The sequence below is a fragment of the Sphingobacteriia bacterium genome (assembly GCA_017304685.1).
In the GTDB taxonomy this organism is placed as follows: Bacteria; Pseudomonadota; Alphaproteobacteria; order Rickettsiales; family 33-17; genus JAFKLR01.
Map to the genome: position 1 here is coordinate 38,741 of JAFKLR010000004.1, position 19,644 is coordinate 58,384.

General features: G+C 28.5%; 21 protein-coding genes. 12 read left to right on the forward strand and 9 right to left on the reverse strand.

Features of this window, described 5'->3' with window-relative positions:
- Nucleotides 1-900, forward strand: a complete 900-nt coding sequence (gene sppA / locus J0H68_05480) for a signal peptide peptidase SppA (GenBank protein ID MBN8828139.1) — start codon at nt 1-3, stop codon at nt 898-900.
- A 16-nt stretch (nt 901-916) separates the two neighbouring features.
- Nucleotides 917-1,216, forward strand: a complete 300-nt coding sequence (locus J0H68_05485; GenBank protein ID MBN8828140.1) for an integration host factor subunit beta — start codon at nt 917-919, stop codon at nt 1,214-1,216.
- Between the two features lie 16 nt (nt 1,217-1,232).
- On the opposite strand, the gene J0H68_05490 is transcribed toward J0H68_05485, so the two are convergent.
- Together J0H68_05490 and J0H68_05495 are read right to left on the reverse strand one after the other, a co-directional pair.
- A complete protein-coding gene (locus tag J0H68_05490) occupies nt 1,233-2,102 on the reverse strand; it encodes an aminotransferase class IV (protein MBN8828141.1) in 870 nt (289 codons plus the stop codon).
- A gap of 11 nt (nt 2,103-2,113) precedes the next feature.
- Nucleotides 2,114-2,980, reverse strand: coding sequence for a pentapeptide repeat-containing protein (locus J0H68_05495; protein MBN8828142.1), 867 nt, complete (start codon nt 2,978-2,980; stop codon nt 2,114-2,116).
- Nucleotides 2,981-3,152: 172 nt separating this feature from the next.
- Between J0H68_05495 and J0H68_05500 the strand changes: the two genes are divergently transcribed.
- From J0H68_05500 to J0H68_05530, 7 genes are all read left to right on the forward strand, one after another.
- On the forward strand, nt 3,153-5,006 hold the full coding sequence (locus J0H68_05500; GenBank protein MBN8828143.1) for a heme lyase CcmF/NrfE family subunit: 1,854 nt from the start codon (nt 3,153-3,155) through the stop codon (nt 5,004-5,006).
- Nucleotides 5,007-5,052: 46 nt separating this feature from the next.
- On the forward strand, nt 5,053-5,919 hold the full coding sequence (locus J0H68_05505) for a DMT family transporter (GenBank protein ID MBN8828144.1): 867 nt from the start codon (nt 5,053-5,055) through the stop codon (nt 5,917-5,919).
- Between the two features lies 1 nt (nt 5,920).
- Nucleotides 5,921-6,364 (forward strand): dUTP diphosphatase, encoded by a 444-nt coding sequence (gene dut, locus J0H68_05510; protein MBN8828145.1) that lies wholly within the window; start codon nt 5,921-5,923, stop codon nt 6,362-6,364.
- 18 nt (nt 6,365-6,382) lie between these two features.
- Nucleotides 6,383-6,790 carry a preprotein translocase subunit YajC gene (gene yajC / locus J0H68_05515; GenBank protein MBN8828146.1) on the forward strand — a complete coding sequence of 136 codons (408 nt, stop codon included), beginning with the start codon at nt 6,383-6,385 and terminating at the stop codon, nt 6,788-6,790.
- A gap of 2 nt (nt 6,791-6,792) precedes the next feature.
- The gene (secD, locus tag J0H68_05520) at nt 6,793-8,325 is read left to right on the forward strand and encodes a protein translocase subunit SecD (protein ID MBN8828147.1); all 1,533 of its coding nucleotides are present in this window, start codon (nt 6,793-6,795) and stop codon (nt 8,323-8,325) included.
- 3 nt (nt 8,326-8,328) lie between these two features.
- Nucleotides 8,329-8,700 carry an Mth938-like domain-containing protein gene (locus J0H68_05525; protein MBN8828148.1) on the forward strand — a complete coding sequence of 124 codons (372 nt, stop codon included), beginning with the start codon at nt 8,329-8,331 and terminating at the stop codon, nt 8,698-8,700.
- 318 nt (nt 8,701-9,018) lie between these two features.
- On the forward strand, nt 9,019-10,113 hold the full coding sequence (locus J0H68_05530; GenBank protein MBN8828149.1) for a hypothetical protein: 1,095 nt from the start codon (nt 9,019-9,021) through the stop codon (nt 10,111-10,113).
- 95 nt (nt 10,114-10,208) lie between these two features.
- On the opposite strand, the gene J0H68_05535 is transcribed toward J0H68_05530, so the two are convergent.
- From J0H68_05535 to J0H68_05565, 7 genes are all read right to left on the reverse strand, one after another.
- Nucleotides 10,209-11,327: a D-alanyl-D-alanine carboxypeptidase gene (locus tag J0H68_05535; protein MBN8828150.1), complete on the reverse strand. Its 1,119-nt coding sequence runs from the start codon at nt 11,325-11,327 to the stop codon at nt 10,209-10,211.
- Nucleotides 11,328-11,349: 22 nt separating this feature from the next.
- Entirely contained in the window at nt 11,350-12,234 is an 885-nt protein-coding gene (locus J0H68_05540; GenBank protein ID MBN8828151.1) for a septal ring lytic transglycosylase RlpA family protein, read from the reverse strand.
- Complete coding sequence (locus J0H68_05545) at nt 12,227-12,841, reverse strand: orotate phosphoribosyltransferase (GenBank protein ID MBN8828152.1); 615 nt, start codon at nt 12,839-12,841, stop codon at nt 12,227-12,229. The genes J0H68_05540 and J0H68_05545 overlap by 8 nt, the downstream gene beginning before the upstream one ends.
- Before the next feature lie 113 nt (nt 12,842-12,954).
- Entirely contained in the window at nt 12,955-13,122 is a 168-nt protein-coding gene (locus tag J0H68_05550) for a hypothetical protein (protein MBN8828153.1), read from the reverse strand.
- A 115-nt stretch (nt 13,123-13,237) separates the two neighbouring features.
- Nucleotides 13,238-14,368 (reverse strand): alanine racemase, encoded by a 1,131-nt coding sequence (alr, locus tag J0H68_05555; protein ID MBN8828154.1) that lies wholly within the window; start codon nt 14,366-14,368, stop codon nt 13,238-13,240.
- 46 nt (nt 14,369-14,414) lie between these two features.
- Nucleotides 14,415-15,341: a type II secretion system protein gene (locus tag J0H68_05560; GenBank protein ID MBN8828155.1), complete on the reverse strand. Its 927-nt coding sequence runs from the start codon at nt 15,339-15,341 to the stop codon at nt 14,415-14,417.
- Nucleotides 15,338-16,306, reverse strand: a complete 969-nt coding sequence (locus tag J0H68_05565; GenBank protein MBN8828156.1) for a type II secretion system protein — start codon at nt 16,304-16,306, stop codon at nt 15,338-15,340. Before J0H68_05565 ends, J0H68_05560 begins: the two co-directional genes overlap by 4 nt.
- Nucleotides 16,307-16,366: 60 nt before the next feature.
- Between J0H68_05565 and J0H68_05570 the strand changes: the two genes are divergently transcribed.
- The 3 genes from J0H68_05570 to J0H68_05580 are packed head-to-tail and all read left to right on the forward strand — an operon-like array spanning nt 16,367 to nt 19,642.
- Complete coding sequence (locus J0H68_05570; protein MBN8828157.1) at nt 16,367-17,125, forward strand: prepilin peptidase; 759 nt, start codon at nt 16,367-16,369, stop codon at nt 17,123-17,125.
- A complete protein-coding gene (locus J0H68_05575; GenBank protein MBN8828158.1) occupies nt 17,126-18,865 on the forward strand; it encodes a secretin N-terminal domain-containing protein in 1,740 nt (579 codons plus the stop codon). It abuts the gene before it with no gap.
- A 3-nt stretch (nt 18,866-18,868) separates the two neighbouring features.
- A complete protein-coding gene (locus J0H68_05580) occupies nt 18,869-19,642 on the forward strand; it encodes a hypothetical protein (protein MBN8828159.1) in 774 nt (257 codons plus the stop codon).
- Nucleotides 19,643-19,644: the final 2 nt, after the last annotated feature.

A 19,644-nucleotide genomic window follows, 5' to 3' on the forward strand; every position in this document is an offset into this window, starting at 1 on the left:
ATGCAATTTATAAATAATGATTTATTAATTGAGCGTAAAAAATTAAAACGAAACTTACTAATTTGGCGCATTTTCACAATACTTCTTCTATTTATCGTTCTTTCTAAAACTTCTAATATCTTATTGAAAAATAAAGCAAACTTTCAAAGTGATCATATTGCTAGAATTAAAATAGCTGAAATTTTAAGATATGATCTTGAAAAAGTTAAAAAATTAACTATACTTAAAAATAATAGCCATGTTAAAGCTTTGATTATACACATAAACAGTCCTGGCGGAACTTTAGTAGGAAGCGAGGCGATTTATAAAGCTTTAAGAAAAATAGGTGAAAAAGTACCTATTGTGGCTGTAATGGGTGATATTGCTACTTCTGGTGGGTACTTAGTGGCTTTAGGGAGTGATAAAATATTTACCTATGAAGGAACAATTACTGGTTCTATAGGAGTGATTTTTGAAAGTTTTGAGGTTACCGAAATGTTAAGCAAATTAGGTATTACCCCAAGAGCTATTAAATCATCCAAATTTAAGGCAACACCATCGCCTTTTGAAAAATTAGAACCGGAAATTGAAGCTGAATTAAAAAACTCTTTAATGACATCCTTTGACGTATTCAAGGATATTGTCAAAAAGAGAAGAAATTTTAATGACGCACAATTAGCACAAGTAGCTAACGGCAAAATATTTATTGGTCGTGATGCTATAAAATTAGGGCTTACGGATGCTATCGGCGGTGAAGAAGAAGCACTCGAATGGCTCAAAAATGAAAAGAAACTTGATTTGGAAGTTAAAGATTATTCAATTGAAGCTGACAAAAATGAATTAGAGCTACTTTTGGATTCTTTCACTAACAAAATTACTTCTTATGTAAGAGAAGTTTTTAGTTTTAAGATTAAGTCGTAAGCAATGAGGTTATTTTATGAATAAACATATGTTAAGCCTAGAATTAGTAAAAATTCATGCGGGCATTACTCAAGATGAAGCTAGAAATATAATTGATATTTTCTTTAATGAAATATCTAGCGCTTTACTTACAGGGCGTAGAATTGAAATAAGAGGCTTTGGTAGTTTTTCTGTCAGAAAACGTAAAGCTCGCACAGCACGTAATCCAAAAACAAATATCATGGTTGATGTTACTGATATGGGTTATGTTTATTTCCGTCCTAGCAAAGAACTTTTAATGCGTATTAATGCTAAAAAACCTAAACAAGTAATATAGTTTAGATAATTTTTTATTATACAGCAAATTTGATAGAAGCGAGAGCAATAAATTCGTTCATTAAATTATTAGTAATTTGATGACGCGAAAATATATAATTATTTATTGCATTAATAGGCATTATCTCAAGGGTTGTTGAAGTAATAAATACGTCTTTAGCTTGTTTTAGTTCTTCACCCATAATATGTCTTTCTACAATTTTTATTCCAATTTTGTTAGCTAATTGAATGATCGTTTGTCTAGTTAAACCATTCAAAAAACAATCAGGGATAGGAGTGTGCAATTCATCATTTATAATCAAAAAAATATTTGCACTTGTACTCTCAGCTATATAACCCCTGTAATCTAATAATAGAGCATCATCATAACCTTTAGCGATAGCCTTATGTTTCTCGATTGTACCAATAGTATAATTACCAGCGCACTTACTTTTATATGGCATGCATTCTGCAGGTGGTCTTTTAAAATCACCCGTTATAAGTCTTTGTCCTTTTGTTAAATCAAGAGGTGCTTTATATCTTTCTCCAGCTTCCCATGCTGCAATTGCTACATGAATTGTACTATGGGGAGCAGCTATTTGAATTCTTTCACTTCCTCTCCAAACGAAAGGTCTTATGTAGCCATTATTTATAAAGTTAGCCTTCACAATATTATGACAAGCCGTTAAAATTTCTTGTTTAGAGAAATTAATTTTCATATCTAGGAGTTGAGAAGAGATAAATAATCTATCAATATGTTCTTCTAACATGAAAATAGTGCCGTTATATACTCTTATCCCTTCAAAAACACTGCTTGCATAATGTAATCCATGAGTTAATAAAGGAATTTTGGCTTCTGATAAAAAAATTTGTTTGTTATCAAACCAAATATATTGGTTTTCTTGCATAGCAATCGATCTTATTTTTTAATAATTTTATCTGTATTATTACTTTTGGCTTGTACAGAGTCAACAAATGATTTATCCGCCACATAATTTTGAAACTGCACTGTTTGATTTTCGATATTAGCTGAGGCTTGAACAGGACGCTGAGATTTTGCAGAAATTTTTCTTTTATTGATAAATTTAATAAGCATATTTTTAATAGCAAATTTATTCCATCGTATTATATCTTTCATAAATTTAATTAATGGATTATCAGGATTTATAATTTCATTATAGCATTCCAATATTTCATCAATAATTTTAGGCTCAGAGAAAATCGCTTGGTTAAAATTTGTTGAAAGAGCTAATTGATTTGGGAAAAATATAGCATCAGTAAAATTAGCTTGAAAAATGTCACTTTTAATAAAAGTTGCACCAGTTAGATTTGCATATGAAAAATTGACATATTTTAAAGATGTCTCATCAAAATTAGCATTAGTAAGATCAGAATTTTCAAAACTTGATTTATCTAACATTAATCCTTTAAAATAGTACGGTATATTTACTTTATCTCCTAAAGCTCTCTCATAAATTGTTTTACTTGAAAGATCAGTACTCGATAAATCAATACCTTCTATAAGTAAATGATCGCTTGAAGCTCTATTAATTATTTCTTTAATAGAGTTATTATCAAATTTACTTCTTTTAAAATTGCAGTTCTTCAAAATGCAATTACTAAAGTTTACTTCTCTTAGATCCTGATCAACAATATTAAAATTTGATAAATCTAATTTGTTATCTTCAGATAACATATTTCTGATTAAATCATCTTCTTCATTGTAAGCCGTAATAAGCACATCCAAATGGTCACGAAGTAAATTAGCTTTTTTTCGTTGCTCCATTGTCAAACTCGAGTAAAACTCTATAATTTTGTTTTTACGGTCAATCATTTTAAACTTGAGAATTGATGAAAAAGGTTAATATAATTATATAATATACATATCATAAATTCTAGCTTGTGTTAACAAAATAATAGATTATTATCTGCAAAACAATATCTTAGAACATACAATTATGATAAATATTATAGGCAATAGCTGTCTTATATTAATAATACTAATTTGCCTAATTAATTCTTTTTTAATATATTTTAAACCTCAAATCTATAAAATTGCAAGTAAAATTTTATTTTTTACAGGTTTATTTTGTTTTTTAAATTTAATTTACGGTTTTATTATCTCTGATTTTTCCGTAGAAAATGTTTATTTAAATTCACATCAGCTAAAACCTTTAATATATAAAATTTCAGGATCATGGGGTAACCATGAAGGTTCGCTAATTCTTATTATTTTTGTAAAAATCATTTACGTAAATCTTTTTAATATCTTCTCAAAAATAGATGAAAAAATAAAATTGTACGCAAATATAATTGCTTACATAATTATTATGAGCTTTACTAGCTATATTTTCTTTACATCAAATCCCTTTAGAATTATTTCCCCTACTCCAAGTGAAGGTTTAGGATTAAACCCTTTATTGCAAGATATTGCATTAGCCATTCACCCTCCTATTTTATATTTTGGATATGGGGGTTTTATTATACCATTTGCTGTTACTCTTGCATTATTAATAAATAGTTCCACAAATACCTTCGGAAGGAATCTAAAGCCTTGGATAAATATATCCTGGTCTTTTCTTACATTAGGCATTGGTTTAGGAAGTTGGTGGGCTTATCGTGAATTAGGTTGGGGCGGCTTTTGGTTTTGGGATCCTATAGAAAATATTTCATTAATTCCTTGGCTCGCTGCAACTTCTCTTTTACATATAGTTATAGTTAATATAAAAAGAAAAATTTTTGATTCCTGGTTTAAACTTCTATCAATTTTAACTTATATTTTTTCTCTTTTAGGAACTTTCTTAGTAAGGTCTGGCATTATAACATCAGTTCATAGTTTTGCCACAGACCCAGACAGAGGTATTTATCTAATAATTTTGATCTCATTAATTTCTCTATTTTCTTTACTGATTTATATAACAAAAAATAAATCCTTGCCTGATAAATTCAAAGTTAATTCGAGAGAATCACTAATTTTTTTAAATAATATATTTTTACTATCCGGAGCGCTTATCATAACTCTGGCTATTCTTTACCCCGTATTTAGCTATATTGTATTTAATCAAGCTGTTTCAGTTGGAGAATTATATTATGAAAAAACCTTTTTACCGTTAATGCTCCCTATACTTTTATTTGCAAGTATTGGCATGATAATCGCTTGGAAAGAGAATAAAATTAAGCTTTATTTACCTAAATTTATTTCTACACTATTTTTATCAAGCATTTTATTGTTACTTGTAAGAGAAATTTATGGGTCTACTACCTTTTTTGGTACATTAGGACTATTATTTTCCTTAAATTTAATAATTACTACATTATTAAAATATTTAACCTTTAAGAATAAAAATTATGCATTAATATTAGGGCATTTAGGGTTTGGTTTACTTATTTTTGCTGCGATAATCGCTTTTAAATATAGTACATATTATGAAGCAAATTTAAAATTACATAGTGAAACATCTTTTAATCACAATAATATTAAGTTTTTAAACATCAAATATTCTCATGGTAAAAATTATCTTAGCCAAATAGCTCAAATTAAAATTTCTAATGATGTAAAATCTATTATTCTTGAACCGGAAGTAAGGTTATACCCTATTGAGAAAACTACTATTAGTGAAGCTGCAATTAAACATTATATATTTGAAGATCTGTATATTGTAACGGGTAGTTATGATACCACTACAAATTCTCTATTTATTAGATTTTATGAAAGAAAATTTATCAATTTTATTTGGTTATCAGTAATTTTACTCGGTATAAGTGGTATTTTATCATTTAAAAATAAGAAATATAAATTTACCTTGTCCTAATATTCAAAAAAGTTTATATATTTTTACTCAATTATTAAAGAGATAAATGATGGATAAAATTTCAAACAAATATTTTATAGGCGTCTTTTGGTTTCTTTGTAGCATAATTATTGGTGTTGCTAATGATATTGTTACTAAGAAATTAGGGAAAAATATAAACAGCTTTGAGATCGTATTCTTTAGGTTCTTTTTTGGGACAATTGCTCTTATTCCTTTTATAATAAAAGTAGGTAAAAAATCTCTTTATTCTAGTAATAAAATTATTCATGTAATTAGAGGTACTTTATTATTTGGAGGCATTTGGATTTGGACTCATTCTTTAAACAATATCCACGTAGCTACTGCAACTGTCATAAATTTTACTATTCCAATATTTGTTCTTATTTTAGCTAAAATAATTCTTAATGAAAAAGTTGGTTCTGCAAGGGCTGTTGCAACCTTAATTGGTTTCGTAGGAGTATTTATCGTAGCTTTTAAACCAGAAGCTATTGATATTACAGCTGTAGTTCTACTTTTAGCTTCGTTTATGTTTGCGTTACTTGATGTAGTTAATAAAAAATATGTGGTAAAAGAATCGATGATTGCCATGATATTTTATTCAAACATAATAACAATGTTATGTAGCGTACCTTTTATAATAAATGAATTTGTTACACCTAGTAATGAAGATTTCTTGTTACTTATAGTTTTAGGAGTCGGTGCAAACTTATTACTATATTGTTTGCTTAAAGCTTTCTCAATGGCTGATGCTTCTGCGTTAGTACCATTTAGATATTTTGAAATTCTATTTTCAGGTTATTTTGGATATTTATTCTTTGGAGAAATACCTGGATTTAATACCTTACTTGGCTCATTATTAATTATTCCAAGTACATTATTTATAAGTTACATAGCATCAAGAAGAAAGGGTTAATATGATAAAATTGTATATAAAAAAATTAGATCACGCACAAGAATTAGATTTACCATTCTACGCTACACCTTCTAGTGCCGGAATGGATTTAATGGCTGCAGTTGCAAACGAAATAGTTATTAATCCTGGTGAAGTAGAATTAATTCCTACTGGACTTGCAATTGAATTACCTGAAGGGTATGAAGCGCAAATTAGGCCTCGCTCTGGTCTTGCGTTAAAAGAAAGGATAACTGTATTAAATACTCCTGGTACTATAGATGCTGATTATAGGGGTGAAATTAAGGTTATGTTGATTAACCTTGGGCAAAAAGCTTTTACTGTTACCAGAGGTATGAGAATAGCCCAAATGATTATTAACAAATATGAAAAAGTAGAAATTTTAGAAGCCCTAGAACTTGCTGATTCCGAAAGAGGAACAGGTGGGTTTGGTTCAACTGGAATTTAATTATATAGGAGATTACTTATGAATTTTATCATTAAAAACGCTTATGCAGATGCTGTAGAAATAGGCGCTGCAACACCTTCAACAGTGAAACCAACTGCAGAAAGTCCAAAACCTGCAATCGATCAAACACTTACTAATTTTTTACCATTAATAGTTATTTTTGTTTTATTCTATTTTATGTTAATTCGCCCTCAAATGAAAAAACAAAAAGAACATCAAAATTTACTTGGAAACTTAAAAACTGGTGATAAAGTTGTGCTTAATAGTGGAATGATTGGTACACTTGTAAAAATTGAAGATGACAAAAACTATGTTCAAGTTGAAATAGCACAAAATGTAAAAGTAAGAATGCTTAAAAGTGCAATTTCAGATGTAATGCAAGACGAAAAAGCTAAAGATAAAAAAATTGAAGAAAATAAAGAGTAGCAATGTTTAATAATAGGAAATTCCAGTCTGTATTTTTACTAATAATATATGTACTTGCAACCTATTTTGCAGTGCCAAGTTTTTTTGGTAATAAACTGCCTGGATTTCCTGAACAAAAAATTAACTTAGGTCTTGATTTAAGAGGTGGTTCTCAGCTACTTCTTCAAATTAACTTTGATCAATATTTAAGGGAACAATATGATATTGTTCAATCTCAACTTAGAAAAGAATTAAGAAATGAAAAAATTGGGTATGTTAATTTAAAATCTACTCTTAAACATATATCTATAGATTTAAGAAATAATAATGACTACTCTCAATTTAAAAAAATTGTAAGAAAAATATCATCGGATTTATCTATTGATAAACAAGATGATAATTTAATTTTAACCTATAATGACGATGCCATTATAAAAATGCGCAAAGCTTTAATAGAACAATCTATTGAAATTGTTAGGAGAAGAGTTGATGAAACTGGCGTTACTGAACCAAGCATTCAACCAAGAGGTGCTGATTTAATAGATCTTCAGGTTCCTGGCCTTTCATCTCCTGAACACTTAAAAAAATTATTAGGTAAAACTGCTAAATTAACTCTCCAGCTTGTTAATGATGAGGCATCAACTGCAAGTCGCGTTGCTCCTAATGATTCTATAATCGTTGAAGGTGACGATGAACAAAGAGAATATATAGTTAAAAAAGAAATATTACTTAGTGGTAATGACCTTATTGACGCTCGAGCAATATTTGATCATGGCATGCCTGTAGTTAGCTTTAAATTCAACACCTTTGGTGGCAAAAAATTTGCCGAAGTTACTAAAGAAAACGTAGGTAAGAGATTCGCTATATTGTTAGATAATAAAGTTATTAGCGCTCCTTATATTCGTGAACCAATACTATCTGGGGCTGGTATAATAAGTGGTAACTTTACAGTTGAATCTGCAAACGAATTAAGCTTACTTTTAAGAGCAGGTGCATTACCTGCAGAATTGCTAATTTTAGAAGAAAGATCTATTGGTCCAAGTTTAGGGGCAGATTCTATTGAATCAGGTAAAAAAGCTGGAATAATTGCCTTAATTCTTGTGTGCATCTTTATGTTATTAACATATGGTGCACTTGGCATATTTGCTAATATTTCTTTGATTATGAACATGTTACTAATAATGGCTTCATTAAGCTTATTTGGCGCCACCCTTACACTTCCTGGAATTGCAGCTATAGTTTTAACTATAGGAATGGCAGTGGATGCTAATATCCTCATTTTTGAAAGGGTTAGGGAAGAAATTAAAAATAATTTTAGCCTTAATTATGCTATTGTAAATGGTTTTAAAAATGCCTTTTCAGCTATTTTAGATTCTAATATCACTACTGTAATTGTAGCATTATTACTATATGTTTTTGGTTCCGGACCTGTTAAAGGGTTTGCAGTCAGTCTTACTATAGGCATTTTATCTTCAATGGTTTCTAATATCCTTTTAACTAAAAATCTTTTATTAACTTGGGTTGATATTACTAAAAAGAAATCTATTAGAGTATAAACAATGGATATTACTCCATTAGCTTTTAAAAATAAAAAGATAATTAATAGTTATAATGAAAACTCTTTTACTATTAATACTGAGGTTTATGGTAGTAAAATATTATTAATTAATGATCAAGTTATCAGTTTAGAGAATTCATCTTCTAATTTATCTGAAAATGACTTTAATGTTTTTTTTAATAATCATGTAGATACAGAAATTATTTTAATTGGAGTAGGTAATTCAATTACCTCAATCTCTTTTGATATAAAAAGTAAGTTAAAAGAATTAAATATTTCAATAGATGTTATGCCCTCATCTGCAGCAATTAGAACCTATAATATTCTTACACTTGAAGATCGAAAAGTTGCAGCTTTAATCTCTCTTTTATAGCTTTTATAAAATAATGAAATTTAGTTATATTTAACTTATACTTAAATTAGTGTTCAAGCTTAAACTACTGTAAAGAATAGTTTTCTACAAAATTAAAAATAGAAAATACACTTAAAATATTTATAGATATTATTTAGAAGGTAATTTTAAAAATTGCTTAATGGATTAAATATTAAACTTAAATTCAGGATAAAATAATAATTTTAAATTAATCAATTGTATTCTATGCTTTTTTTATAGTAAAAAAGATTTTGATTGCATTTTTATTAATAAATGGTAAAATAGATTTTAAATTAGTAATAAGTTAAAGGTGATAAAATGTTGAATAAAAACGCTTCTTCTAAAAAAGCGAATATAAATCAAATAGAACTTAAAAAAATATTAGTAGGATTTTTAAAAGATTTTACTTTTAGTTTTACTTCAAGTTTTAAGGAACAGGATACCTTATTTAACATGGCTAATGAGTCTTTTAATGAGCATATTTTACATTCAGCCAATGACATACAAAAACAACAAATATATAAATTTAAACAAGCTTTATTTGTAAAATTTGTAAATCGCGTTAACGTGCTTAATAATAATTTTGCACAAAATTTAAAAGAAGAATTTGTCAAGTTTTATAACATTATCGAAACTTATAAAACTAGACCTAACAAAGAATTTAAAATTGATGAGTTGCAGACCATTATTAATTTTATTACTGCTACCTCACAACATTTTGCCAATGTTAATGCTGAGATTATAAAGCATTTTAAAACTCAAGTACCAGAAATATGTAATTCATTAGCAAGTAAAGGATTATTTGAAAACTTACTTATTAATGAACCATTACAAATGTTAGAAATTACTAAAAAGGTCAGAAAAACGTTTGATAATATTCTTGATGTTAATACGATCAATACAATGCTTAATAATATTAATAAATCACTTAATAAAATTACTGATACTAATTCTAATAAATTTAAAGCTTTATCCTTACAAGCTCAAAATTTATTAGAATTAAAATATAATATTAATAAGCTTAAAGCTAACTTTGATAATAACATCAAAAATAATTCTTTATTAGCTTCATCTACAAAAGATGATCAAACAAAATTATTAGGCTCTAGTGATGCTAGATATGTTAAATCTGTCGTTGATAATACAGTAATATCAAACGATTTTAATAGTGAAATCATTCAAGCTGCTAGTAAAGTTAAAAAGTCTGGTAAAGTTAAAAAAGCTAAACGTCAAAAAAATGTAATTCTGCCTACCTTAGAAGTTAATAATGTTAATTATAGAGCAGGTTTAGAAAAATTAGCTGTTAATCCCCATTCTCAAGCTAGAAGAGCAGCTCTTGGCAATAAGAATATTAGAAGTACGTTAGATTTAAAAAGTAATAGTAAAGGTTTAACCGCAGCTGTTACGGCTTAATTATATATAACTATATAATGCTTCATAATAATTTCTTTGAATTTTTATCTAGAACAAAAAACTCCTTTAAAATCATAAAGGGGTTTTTTTAATAATTAGTCGTTAATCCCTAATTTATTTTTTAAGTTATGAATTACTCTACTGAACCATGAAAGTTCCTTAACTTCTTCTTTAGAAAGTAAATCAAATTTTTCTATTTTACCGTTAGGAAATATTACATGTAATTCTGCAATTTTTTGATCAATTGCAATCGGTGAAGGTACTTTTTCATCATGTTTAATTAAAACTTTCACTTTATCAATTTCATGTTTAAGTACTGAAAACCATACATTTTCTCTAATATATACAGGTACTTCTTTTTTATTACCAAGCCATATTGGAACGTTACCTACAACTTGATTTTTTTCATATAGCTTTAGATTAGCAAAATTTATAAAACCATAATTTAATAATTTTTCAACTTCATCTGCTCTTTCAGTTTGAGAATTTAGGCCGTTAACTACAGCTATCATTCGACGATTTTTTTGTTGAGATGAAATAGCAATTCCGTACCCACCTGTTTCTGTATGACCAGTTTTTAAACCATCTACACCTAAATTACGATTTAATAATACATTTCTATTTTGTTGTTTAATATTATTATACGTAAATTCTTTTTCAGCAAAGTAATGGTAATAGTCCGGGAAATCTGTAATAAGTCGTTTAGATAATATAGCTAGATCAAACATACTCATTAAATGACCTTCATCAGGCCAACCTGTAGAATTTACAAAATTAGAATTTGTTAATCCTAACTCTTTAGCTTTAATATTCATTAAATTTGCAAATTCTGCTTCGCTACCTGCAATGGATTCAGCTAAAGCGATACAAGCATCATTACCTGACTGAATTATTATCCCTTTTAATAAATCTTCTACAGAGACTTGAGAACCTACTTGAATGAACATTTTTGAGCCTTGCTTACTCCATGCATTTGCACTTACAGTAAATTTATCACTAAGTTGCAAATCACCTTTTTTAAGTTTTTCAAAGACAATATAGATTGTCATTAATTTACTCATAGAAGAAGGAGCTATTTTTTCATTAGCATTTTTATCAAATAAAATGCTACCTGTTTCATAATCCATTAAAATAGCATAAGGAGCTTTAGTTTCAAATGAAAGAGCAGTATTTAAAGTAATTATCGACGCAAGACAAGCAAGCCAATATTTCATGATATTAAACCTAATAAATTTTTTAGTTTTGAGCAATTATAGGTTTAATATTGTCGATTTCTTTAAGTTGTTCAAGTGTTTCTTGAGCGTCTTTTAAATTTTTAAATGGTCCAAGTCGAACACGATATAAATCTAAGCCTTTTTTACTAATTTTAGTAACCTTAGCATTAGCAATATTTTTTAACTTTGTTACCATTTTATTTGCAGTTAGCTTATTTTTATACGCAGCTATTTGAATAAAATATTCATCTTTAGAATCACATTCAGAATATACTTTATCTTTAGCAGTTACTTGAATTTCTATATCTTGTTTTTTAGGTTCATCATCTTTTTTCTTAGAATATTCAGTTTTTACTTCAGTTGATTGCGGTGAATTTGAAGGTTTTAAACCTAATTTATTTAATAATTCTTCGGTTTGCTTAGGTAAATATTCTAATCTTACTTTACCAATCCCTTTATGTTTAAATCCTAAAAGGTCTGCAGCACGCTCTGAAACGTCAATTATCCTATTTTTATCATTTGTAAATGGCCCTCTATCATTAATCATTACGATTACAGAATGGCCGTTTTCTAAATTAGTTACTCTAACCATACTTGGTAATGGTAAAGTTCTATGAGCCGCAGTTAATGAGTACTTATTATATTTATCACCATTAGCAGTTTTATTACCATCAAAGGTTGTTCCATACCAAGAAGATACGCCCATTTCAGTGTAATTCATGTTATTATTTGGATAATACCACTGATTATTAATTTTATAAGGTTCACCTATTTTATAATGGCCTTGATACGGCTTATCTAGGTAACTGTAATCTTGTTCGTTTTTTTCTTCTTTGGGAGTTTGGCACGAGGTTAGGAGTAGCAATAAGAATAGGGAAATTATTTGTTTTAATTGATTATTAGGCATCAACTACCTCTCTTATGGGGTTATTAATAAATCTACTTCCTGGTTTTAATACAGGAATGTCTTTTAAGTGTTCCGGAAGGCTATCCTTATCATAAGTAGGTATATAAAGATTTAATAATGAGACTATAGGTTTATCTGCTAATTTTTTTTCAGCGCTTCTATTAACTAAACACGCTTCAGCAATAATATTTCCACCTAATGCCTCAACAACTTCAAATGTTTCCAGAGAAGATTTGCCAGTACTGATAACATCCTCGATAATTAACACTCTATCGTTAGGATTAACTTTAAAATTTCTTCTAAGTTCGAGTTTACCGTTTACTCTTTCACAAAAATAGTTTGGAATATCGAAATGTTTTGAAACTTCAAAACCAACTAATACTCCTCCCATTGCAGGAGAAACTATTACATCGAAAGCATTTTCACCGAATTGTTCTTTAACTTTATTTGCGAGTTCCTTACATAGTTGGGCTGCAACATTTGCATGTGACATGATTTTCGCGCATTGTACGTACATTTCACTATGATGACCAGATGTAAGAATAAAATGGCCTTTTAGGATTGCTTGATAATTTTGAAAGATATTAAATACTTCTTCTTCTTTCATAAATAAAATACTCGCCTAATTTCATGAGTTATTAGGCGTGAGTATATAATATAATTAAAAATTAATCAAGTAGAAATATTTATTAGAAATCAATAAGTTAATATTTTAACTTATTAACCAAATAACCATTTGGCGTTAACTGGGATTCTAATACAAGGATTATTCAAATCTTCTTTTTCATTAAACTCATTTGCAACGCATGGGGTTTCAAGATCTCTCATTTTCTTTTCAATACAACCACTTAATGCTAAAATTGCTACTAACATCAATATTTTATACATGGTAAACCCTTAAATTTAAAAGCTTTATTTAATTTAGTATATGATAAATTTATTAATAATACAAAGAAAAAGTGGATGCGATATTTCGAGGTATAACATTTAAACCTACTTAAACCTACGAAATATAAATTCTGTGATACCTTTCACCCAATGAGGTTAAGATTTCATAAGGAATTGTATTAGCTTCGTTCGCAAGATCAAAAATTGTATTATTTTCTCCTATAATCTCTACCCAATCCCCTTCTTTAATATTAGAAACTTTATTACTTGAGATATCTACCACGATTGAATCCATAGAAACTCTGCCTAAAATTGGGAGTTTTATATTATTAATTACAACAGTACCTTTATTACTTAAAGATCTAGGAAACCCATCACCATATCCAATTGCAATAGTTGCAAGTTTTGAATTCTTTTGAACTTTAAAAGTTTGATTATAACCAACCGATTCACCAGCCTTAACTTTATGTATCTGATTAACTTTAGCAAATAAATTTACTGAAGGTTTTAAATTATTATCATTGAAATATCCCCATAAACCTATTCCTGGTCTTACCATATCAAAATGGAATTTTTTCCCAAGATAAATTCCTCCTGTATTTGAAAAACATATCTTTCGTTCAGGCAGCTTGTTTAGAATATTTCTAAAATTTTTTAATTGAATATTATTAAACTCATCTTCTTTATTCTCACTTGATGCTAAATGACTAATGTAATATGCAACATTTAATTCACTTAATATTTCAATATTATTCATTAACTTTCTAACATCTTCTTCGTCCATGCCATTTCTATGCATTCCGCTATCAAATTGAATTGCGCACGAAGGAGGTAAACTAGTAGTTTTACAATAATTATTCCAATTTTCTAATTGCTCATAACTATTAATAACTGGAATAAGGTTATGAATACTGAAAAAGTTTTCACTACCAGACAAATTTCCTTTTAATACAAAAATATTTGCGTCTACCATAATATTTCTAAGCTTTATACCTTCATTAATATGAGTTACAAAAAAATTACGACATCCCACCTCATATAAAGCTTTAGAAACTTCTATTTCACCTAAACCATATGCATTAGCTTTAACGACTGCTGCAACTTCAGAAACAGTCAAAGTTTTTAAATAAAGATAATTATCCTGAATATTTTTTAAATTAATAAATAATACTGAGTATATCTCTTTACTTATGCTATCTAAAATTGTCATATAATTGCTTTCGGTTGATAGATTTATCGCCTTCATTTTCAAAACCCTTCTAGCATAAAAATAATTTCTTGCCTAGCTTATGTTAAAAATCAAAACATAATATATTATTTAGTAATGAATTGTATATTGTTACACAATTCGCTGTAGTCTTATCTCCACATATATTGGTAGAAAAATTTGAAGTATTTTTATAAGTACAAATAGGATCTTGCGATGTCCTTAATGCTTTAATACTAGTTACTAATTGAATTCTATTTTTATAATAAACGATATCGTCAAAATTACTTGCTGGTGTATCATTATACAATTGGTTTCTAGCAACAAATGTTCTATCAAAACCTAAGTTAGCTCCCACCGCACTTAAATGTGAATTTTCTAGTTCGTCATTACTTATTCCACCGCTTTTAGTAACTATACGTGAACTCCCGCCATTTTGCGCGAAAGCACCATGACCATTTCTTCCGTGGCTAATAATAACTAATACTGCATCAGACATAATTGTAGATCCACCTGAAGTACCTAGAATTGTTATTCTATCTGCTACATTTACTCCACAAAAATCACTTTCAAAATTTTGAGTAGCACATCCTGCTTCATTTGATTTACAATTACAACTTTCAATTATTGCATATGTAAATCTTCTTCCCCACGAATCTGTAGCAAATTCATCTGCAAGGTTCAAAGTTCTTACTGGAACCATTCCTAATTTCATACTGCCGGATGTAATAAGCGTATTGCTACATTGATAATTATTTACAGTATCTCTAAGAGCCACTCCAAAATTTGAATTTGTAAAGGCTAAAGTTCCATCACTTGGACAAGGGATTTTTTGATTTTTAATAAAATAAGCTCGTATTGCTTTATCAATTTGCTCTATTTTATATCTTGTTTCTTCTAGTTTATCAGCATCAGTTTTTTCTGCAACAAAAGCTAGTACTATACCTAAAATAATTGAGGTTATAAGTAGCACAATAGATAATTCAACTAAAGTAAAAGCATTCTTTTTCATCTTTGAATACATCTCTTTCTTATTAATTCTCCAAAACTGGCTAAATATATTGCACAATCAGGATTAGAAGCTATTTTACCAGTACCTCCTGTACCTCCACATAATTTAGCAGTAAGGACTGTTTGATTAGAATCATTTAGTGCAGTAACCGCATCATCACATACTTGACCTGATAAAATTGTATTTATTTCTAAAGATATTTGTTCTTTGTTTTTATATTTTATAATGTCATCAAATGTATTTGCAGAATTATTACTTATATTTAATACAAACACTTCGTTTATAGCACCAGAAGTATGAGAATTTTCAACTTTTTTTGTATCCGTTCCACTACTTAATCTAGTCCCACCATTAGATTTCCATCCACCCGCTCCTGATTTACCATGACTTAAAATTACATATGCAGCTCTGTTCGTAACGTAATTTGCACCTGCAGGGTTTGTAAAGTTTTTAATTTTTATAACACCGTCTTCTTCACTATCAAAAGGTGAAGTTGTAGAATTACTTGATAAACCTCTACTAACGACATAAGTAAATTTCCTCCCCCATCCATCTAACATTACTTCCTTCGGTAGCCTTAGGCTTACTACAGGTACAGCACCTGTTATTATGTCCGCATTAGAAATTGCTGGAGTAGTTGATGGTAAATTAGTACTAACAGTATATGAATAATTACCATTACAAACATTTGCCACCATTGCTTCTTGACCATATGTTACTGAGCCCGCGGTATTAATATCCAAACTTCCATCGGCAGGACATGGTAACCTTCTATTTAAAGCTACAAAAGATGCAATTGCTTCTTCAATAATTTTCATTTTTTTTAGAGTTTGCTCTTCTTTAATACTTTCAGTTTGATAAAGCACTACTGAAATTGAGCCACCTAAAATAGTTCCAATAATAGCTAGAACTACTGATAGTTCGCTAAGAGAAAATCCATTTGTATTTTTTAATTTTTTAAGCATCTTGACTATTACCCATAAAAATGAAAATATCAAAAAATATTTAAAATTTCAAACATATTTATGCTTAATGAAAATTTTATTGTTATTTTACTAATTCTATCAGGGGCAATATTAGGAAGTTTTATAAGTTTAATTACTTATAGATTGCCTAGAGGTAAAGAAATAACTTTTAAACGCTCAAATTGTCCGAAGTGTAAACAGAATTTATCTTTTATTCAGCTAATTCCAATTTTAGGATTCCTGCTACAAAAAGGAAAATGCAAAAATTGTAAGAAAAGTATAAGTTTAAGATATTTAATTATAGAAATCTTTACTGTTTGCATATTGTTTTTAAGCTATAAAATAAATGGTGAATATTTTATACTGTATAGCACTATATATTTAATATTATTTTGCATGATTATTACGGATCTTGAAACACTTTCGGTTCCAAATATTTTTCAAATCATTCTGCTCCCTCTTATTTTAATTGTTACTTATATTAAAAATCTTAATTTTATTTCACAGTTTTTTACGTCATTATTTGTAGTGTTAATGATGTACTTAATATGTTTAGGGTTTAAAAAATTTACAGGAAAAAAAGACATTTTAGGCATGGCTGACATAAAATTTATGGCAATCGCTGCACTAGCAATTCCTAGCCTTTATATACCTCAGTTTTTTTTCTTTTCTGGTTTGTTAGGAATTATGTTAGGGGGCATTTGGAAATATTTTTTTAAAAAACAAAGATTTCCTTTCATTCCAGCACTTGCATTTTCTTTGTTAATATGTTTAAATAATTGTAATATAGTTCAGAATCTTATTATTATGGCTCTTTAAATGTTAAACTTGGTAAAGCCGTTTATATTATTAATTGTTATTTTACTTACAACTACGTGCGCTCATCCTGAGAGAATGCGCGAGAAATTTGATAGAATAACAGGTAAATATAATGACCCTGAATTAAAACTTTCCCAAGAAGAATATAAAGAAAAATTATTTAAAAATAGTAAAAAAGCGTTATCAGAAGATAAATTAGATTCATCATTTGAACCTCAACCTTTTATAGCACCTCCTATCCCACCATCATTTAAAAAAGATAAACTAGTAACTTTATCAATTAGCAATGATGTTGATGTAAAAGATGTTTTATTAGAACTTGCAAGGCTTGCTGAAATTGATGTGGAAATAGATCCGAAAGTTTCAGGTGGCATTATTTTAAAAGTAAGCGATCGTCCATTAACAGAGGTAATAGATAGGGTTACTGAACTTGCATATTTAAGATATACTATAACTAATAATGTATTACATGTTGAGCCAGATACTCCATACATGGTAAGCTATCCTGTAGATTTTTTAAATCTAGTTAGAAATAACAAATCTAATTATAAAGTAAGCGTATCATTAGATGGCAGTTCAGGTTCAAGTGGTAGCTCTTCTATCGGTAGTGGTTCTAATACTGAAATAACCTCAGAACAAAAAGAAGATCTATGGGATACTATTTCTAAAGACATTAAACAAATGATTGAATCAGTTAATTATACTGCAACTGGTTCAGCGCCTTACGTAACAATTAATAAGCAAGCTGGTATTATTAACGTTGTAACAAATTCAAGGGCACATACTAATATAAAAAGTTACCTCGCTAAAGTACGTACAAGCATTTCTGCTCAGGCATTAATAGAAGCAAAAATAGTTGAAGTAAGCCTTAACGAAGAGTATAAAACTGGAATAAACTGGAATGTACTTGATAGAAATGGTTTACTTGGAGCACAAAATGATTTTACCAATGTTCTAGGAGAATATACTGCAAATCCAGGAGGTATTACTATAGGAGTATTAAATGGGTTAAAAAATACATTAGGTAAAAAATTTGATCCAACAACTAATGCAAGTTCTCTTATAGCTGCTGTCAATTTAATGGATCTATTTGGTGTTACGCGTACTCTTTCAAGCCCACGTGTACATGCAATGAATAATCAACAAGCAGTTCTATCTTTTGCACAAAATTATGTATACTTTAAATTAAATATCGAAACAAATAATGATAGTAGCGCCACAACAACAACAAGCCAAACTAACGTTACTTCTGATCTTAAAACTGTACCTATTGGGATAATACTAACTTTACAACCTTCAATAAACACAGATACTAATGAAATAACAATGAGTATTAGACCAACAATTTCTCGTATAACCGAATTTAAGTCTGACCCAAGTGTTACCTATGTATTGGCAACGAGTAGTACTGACCTCTCTGATTCTGGTCTCGAAAGTAACGTTCCAGTTGTGGAGGTAAAAGAACTTGATTCAGTATTGAAAATTAAAAGTGGCGATATAATGGTAATTGGTGGAATGATGGAAGACAGATTCATGTCAAATGAGAGTGGAATTCCTTTACTAAAAGATATGTTTATAGCCGGCAATTTATTTAAATCAAATGGTAAAGTTAAGAAAACAATTCAAACAGTAATATTTATTCAAGCAACTATAATTCCGGGTGGAAATAGTTATTCACAAAGTGATAAAGACTTTTATAATACATTTGCACATGACCCTAACCCATTTAGTTTAAAATAAAATATGAATTCGATATTACGTTTTTTTTATTACTCAATAATAAGAGATAAATTTATTTTAGGTTTAATTGCCTTACTACTAATTTCATTTTGTATATCAATATTCTTTGGTTCAACAGCACTTGCTGAACAAAGAGAAATGATTATAGCCTATATAGCTGGAAGCAGTCGTATTATAATTGTATTTGGTATAATAATATTTATTACTACACATATTCATAAAATTCATCTTCAAAAAGAAATAGATTTTTTTCTCTCTAAACCTATTTCACGAAATAATTTTGTTTTAGCATATTTATTAGGTTCAATTATATTAGCCGGGTTATTTACAGCTTGCGCTGCTATTTTATTATATTTTTTTAAAATAAATACTATGGGCTATATAATATGGCTTTTAAGCTTATTCTTTGAAGTATGTATATGTTCATTTTGCGCCTTCATATGCGGCATATTATTTAAAAGCCACATTATTTCTGTATTAGCATGTACTACATTTTATATAGCTTCACGTATGATGGGGTTATTTAGTATTTTAAATACTAAATATCAATATTCTCTAAGTAATTTGGATCATTTAATACCTTGGCTTTCACAAAAATTGATTTACTTAGCTTCATGTATTATTCCAAGACTAGATTTATTTGCTGAAAGTAAATGGCTAATATACGAACATAGTTTAAAAGATTTTCATTTAAACATTATATTACCCCAAACTATTATTTATTTTCTATTAATCACTTTTGTAGCTTTCCATGATATTAAAAAGAAAGATTTTTAATA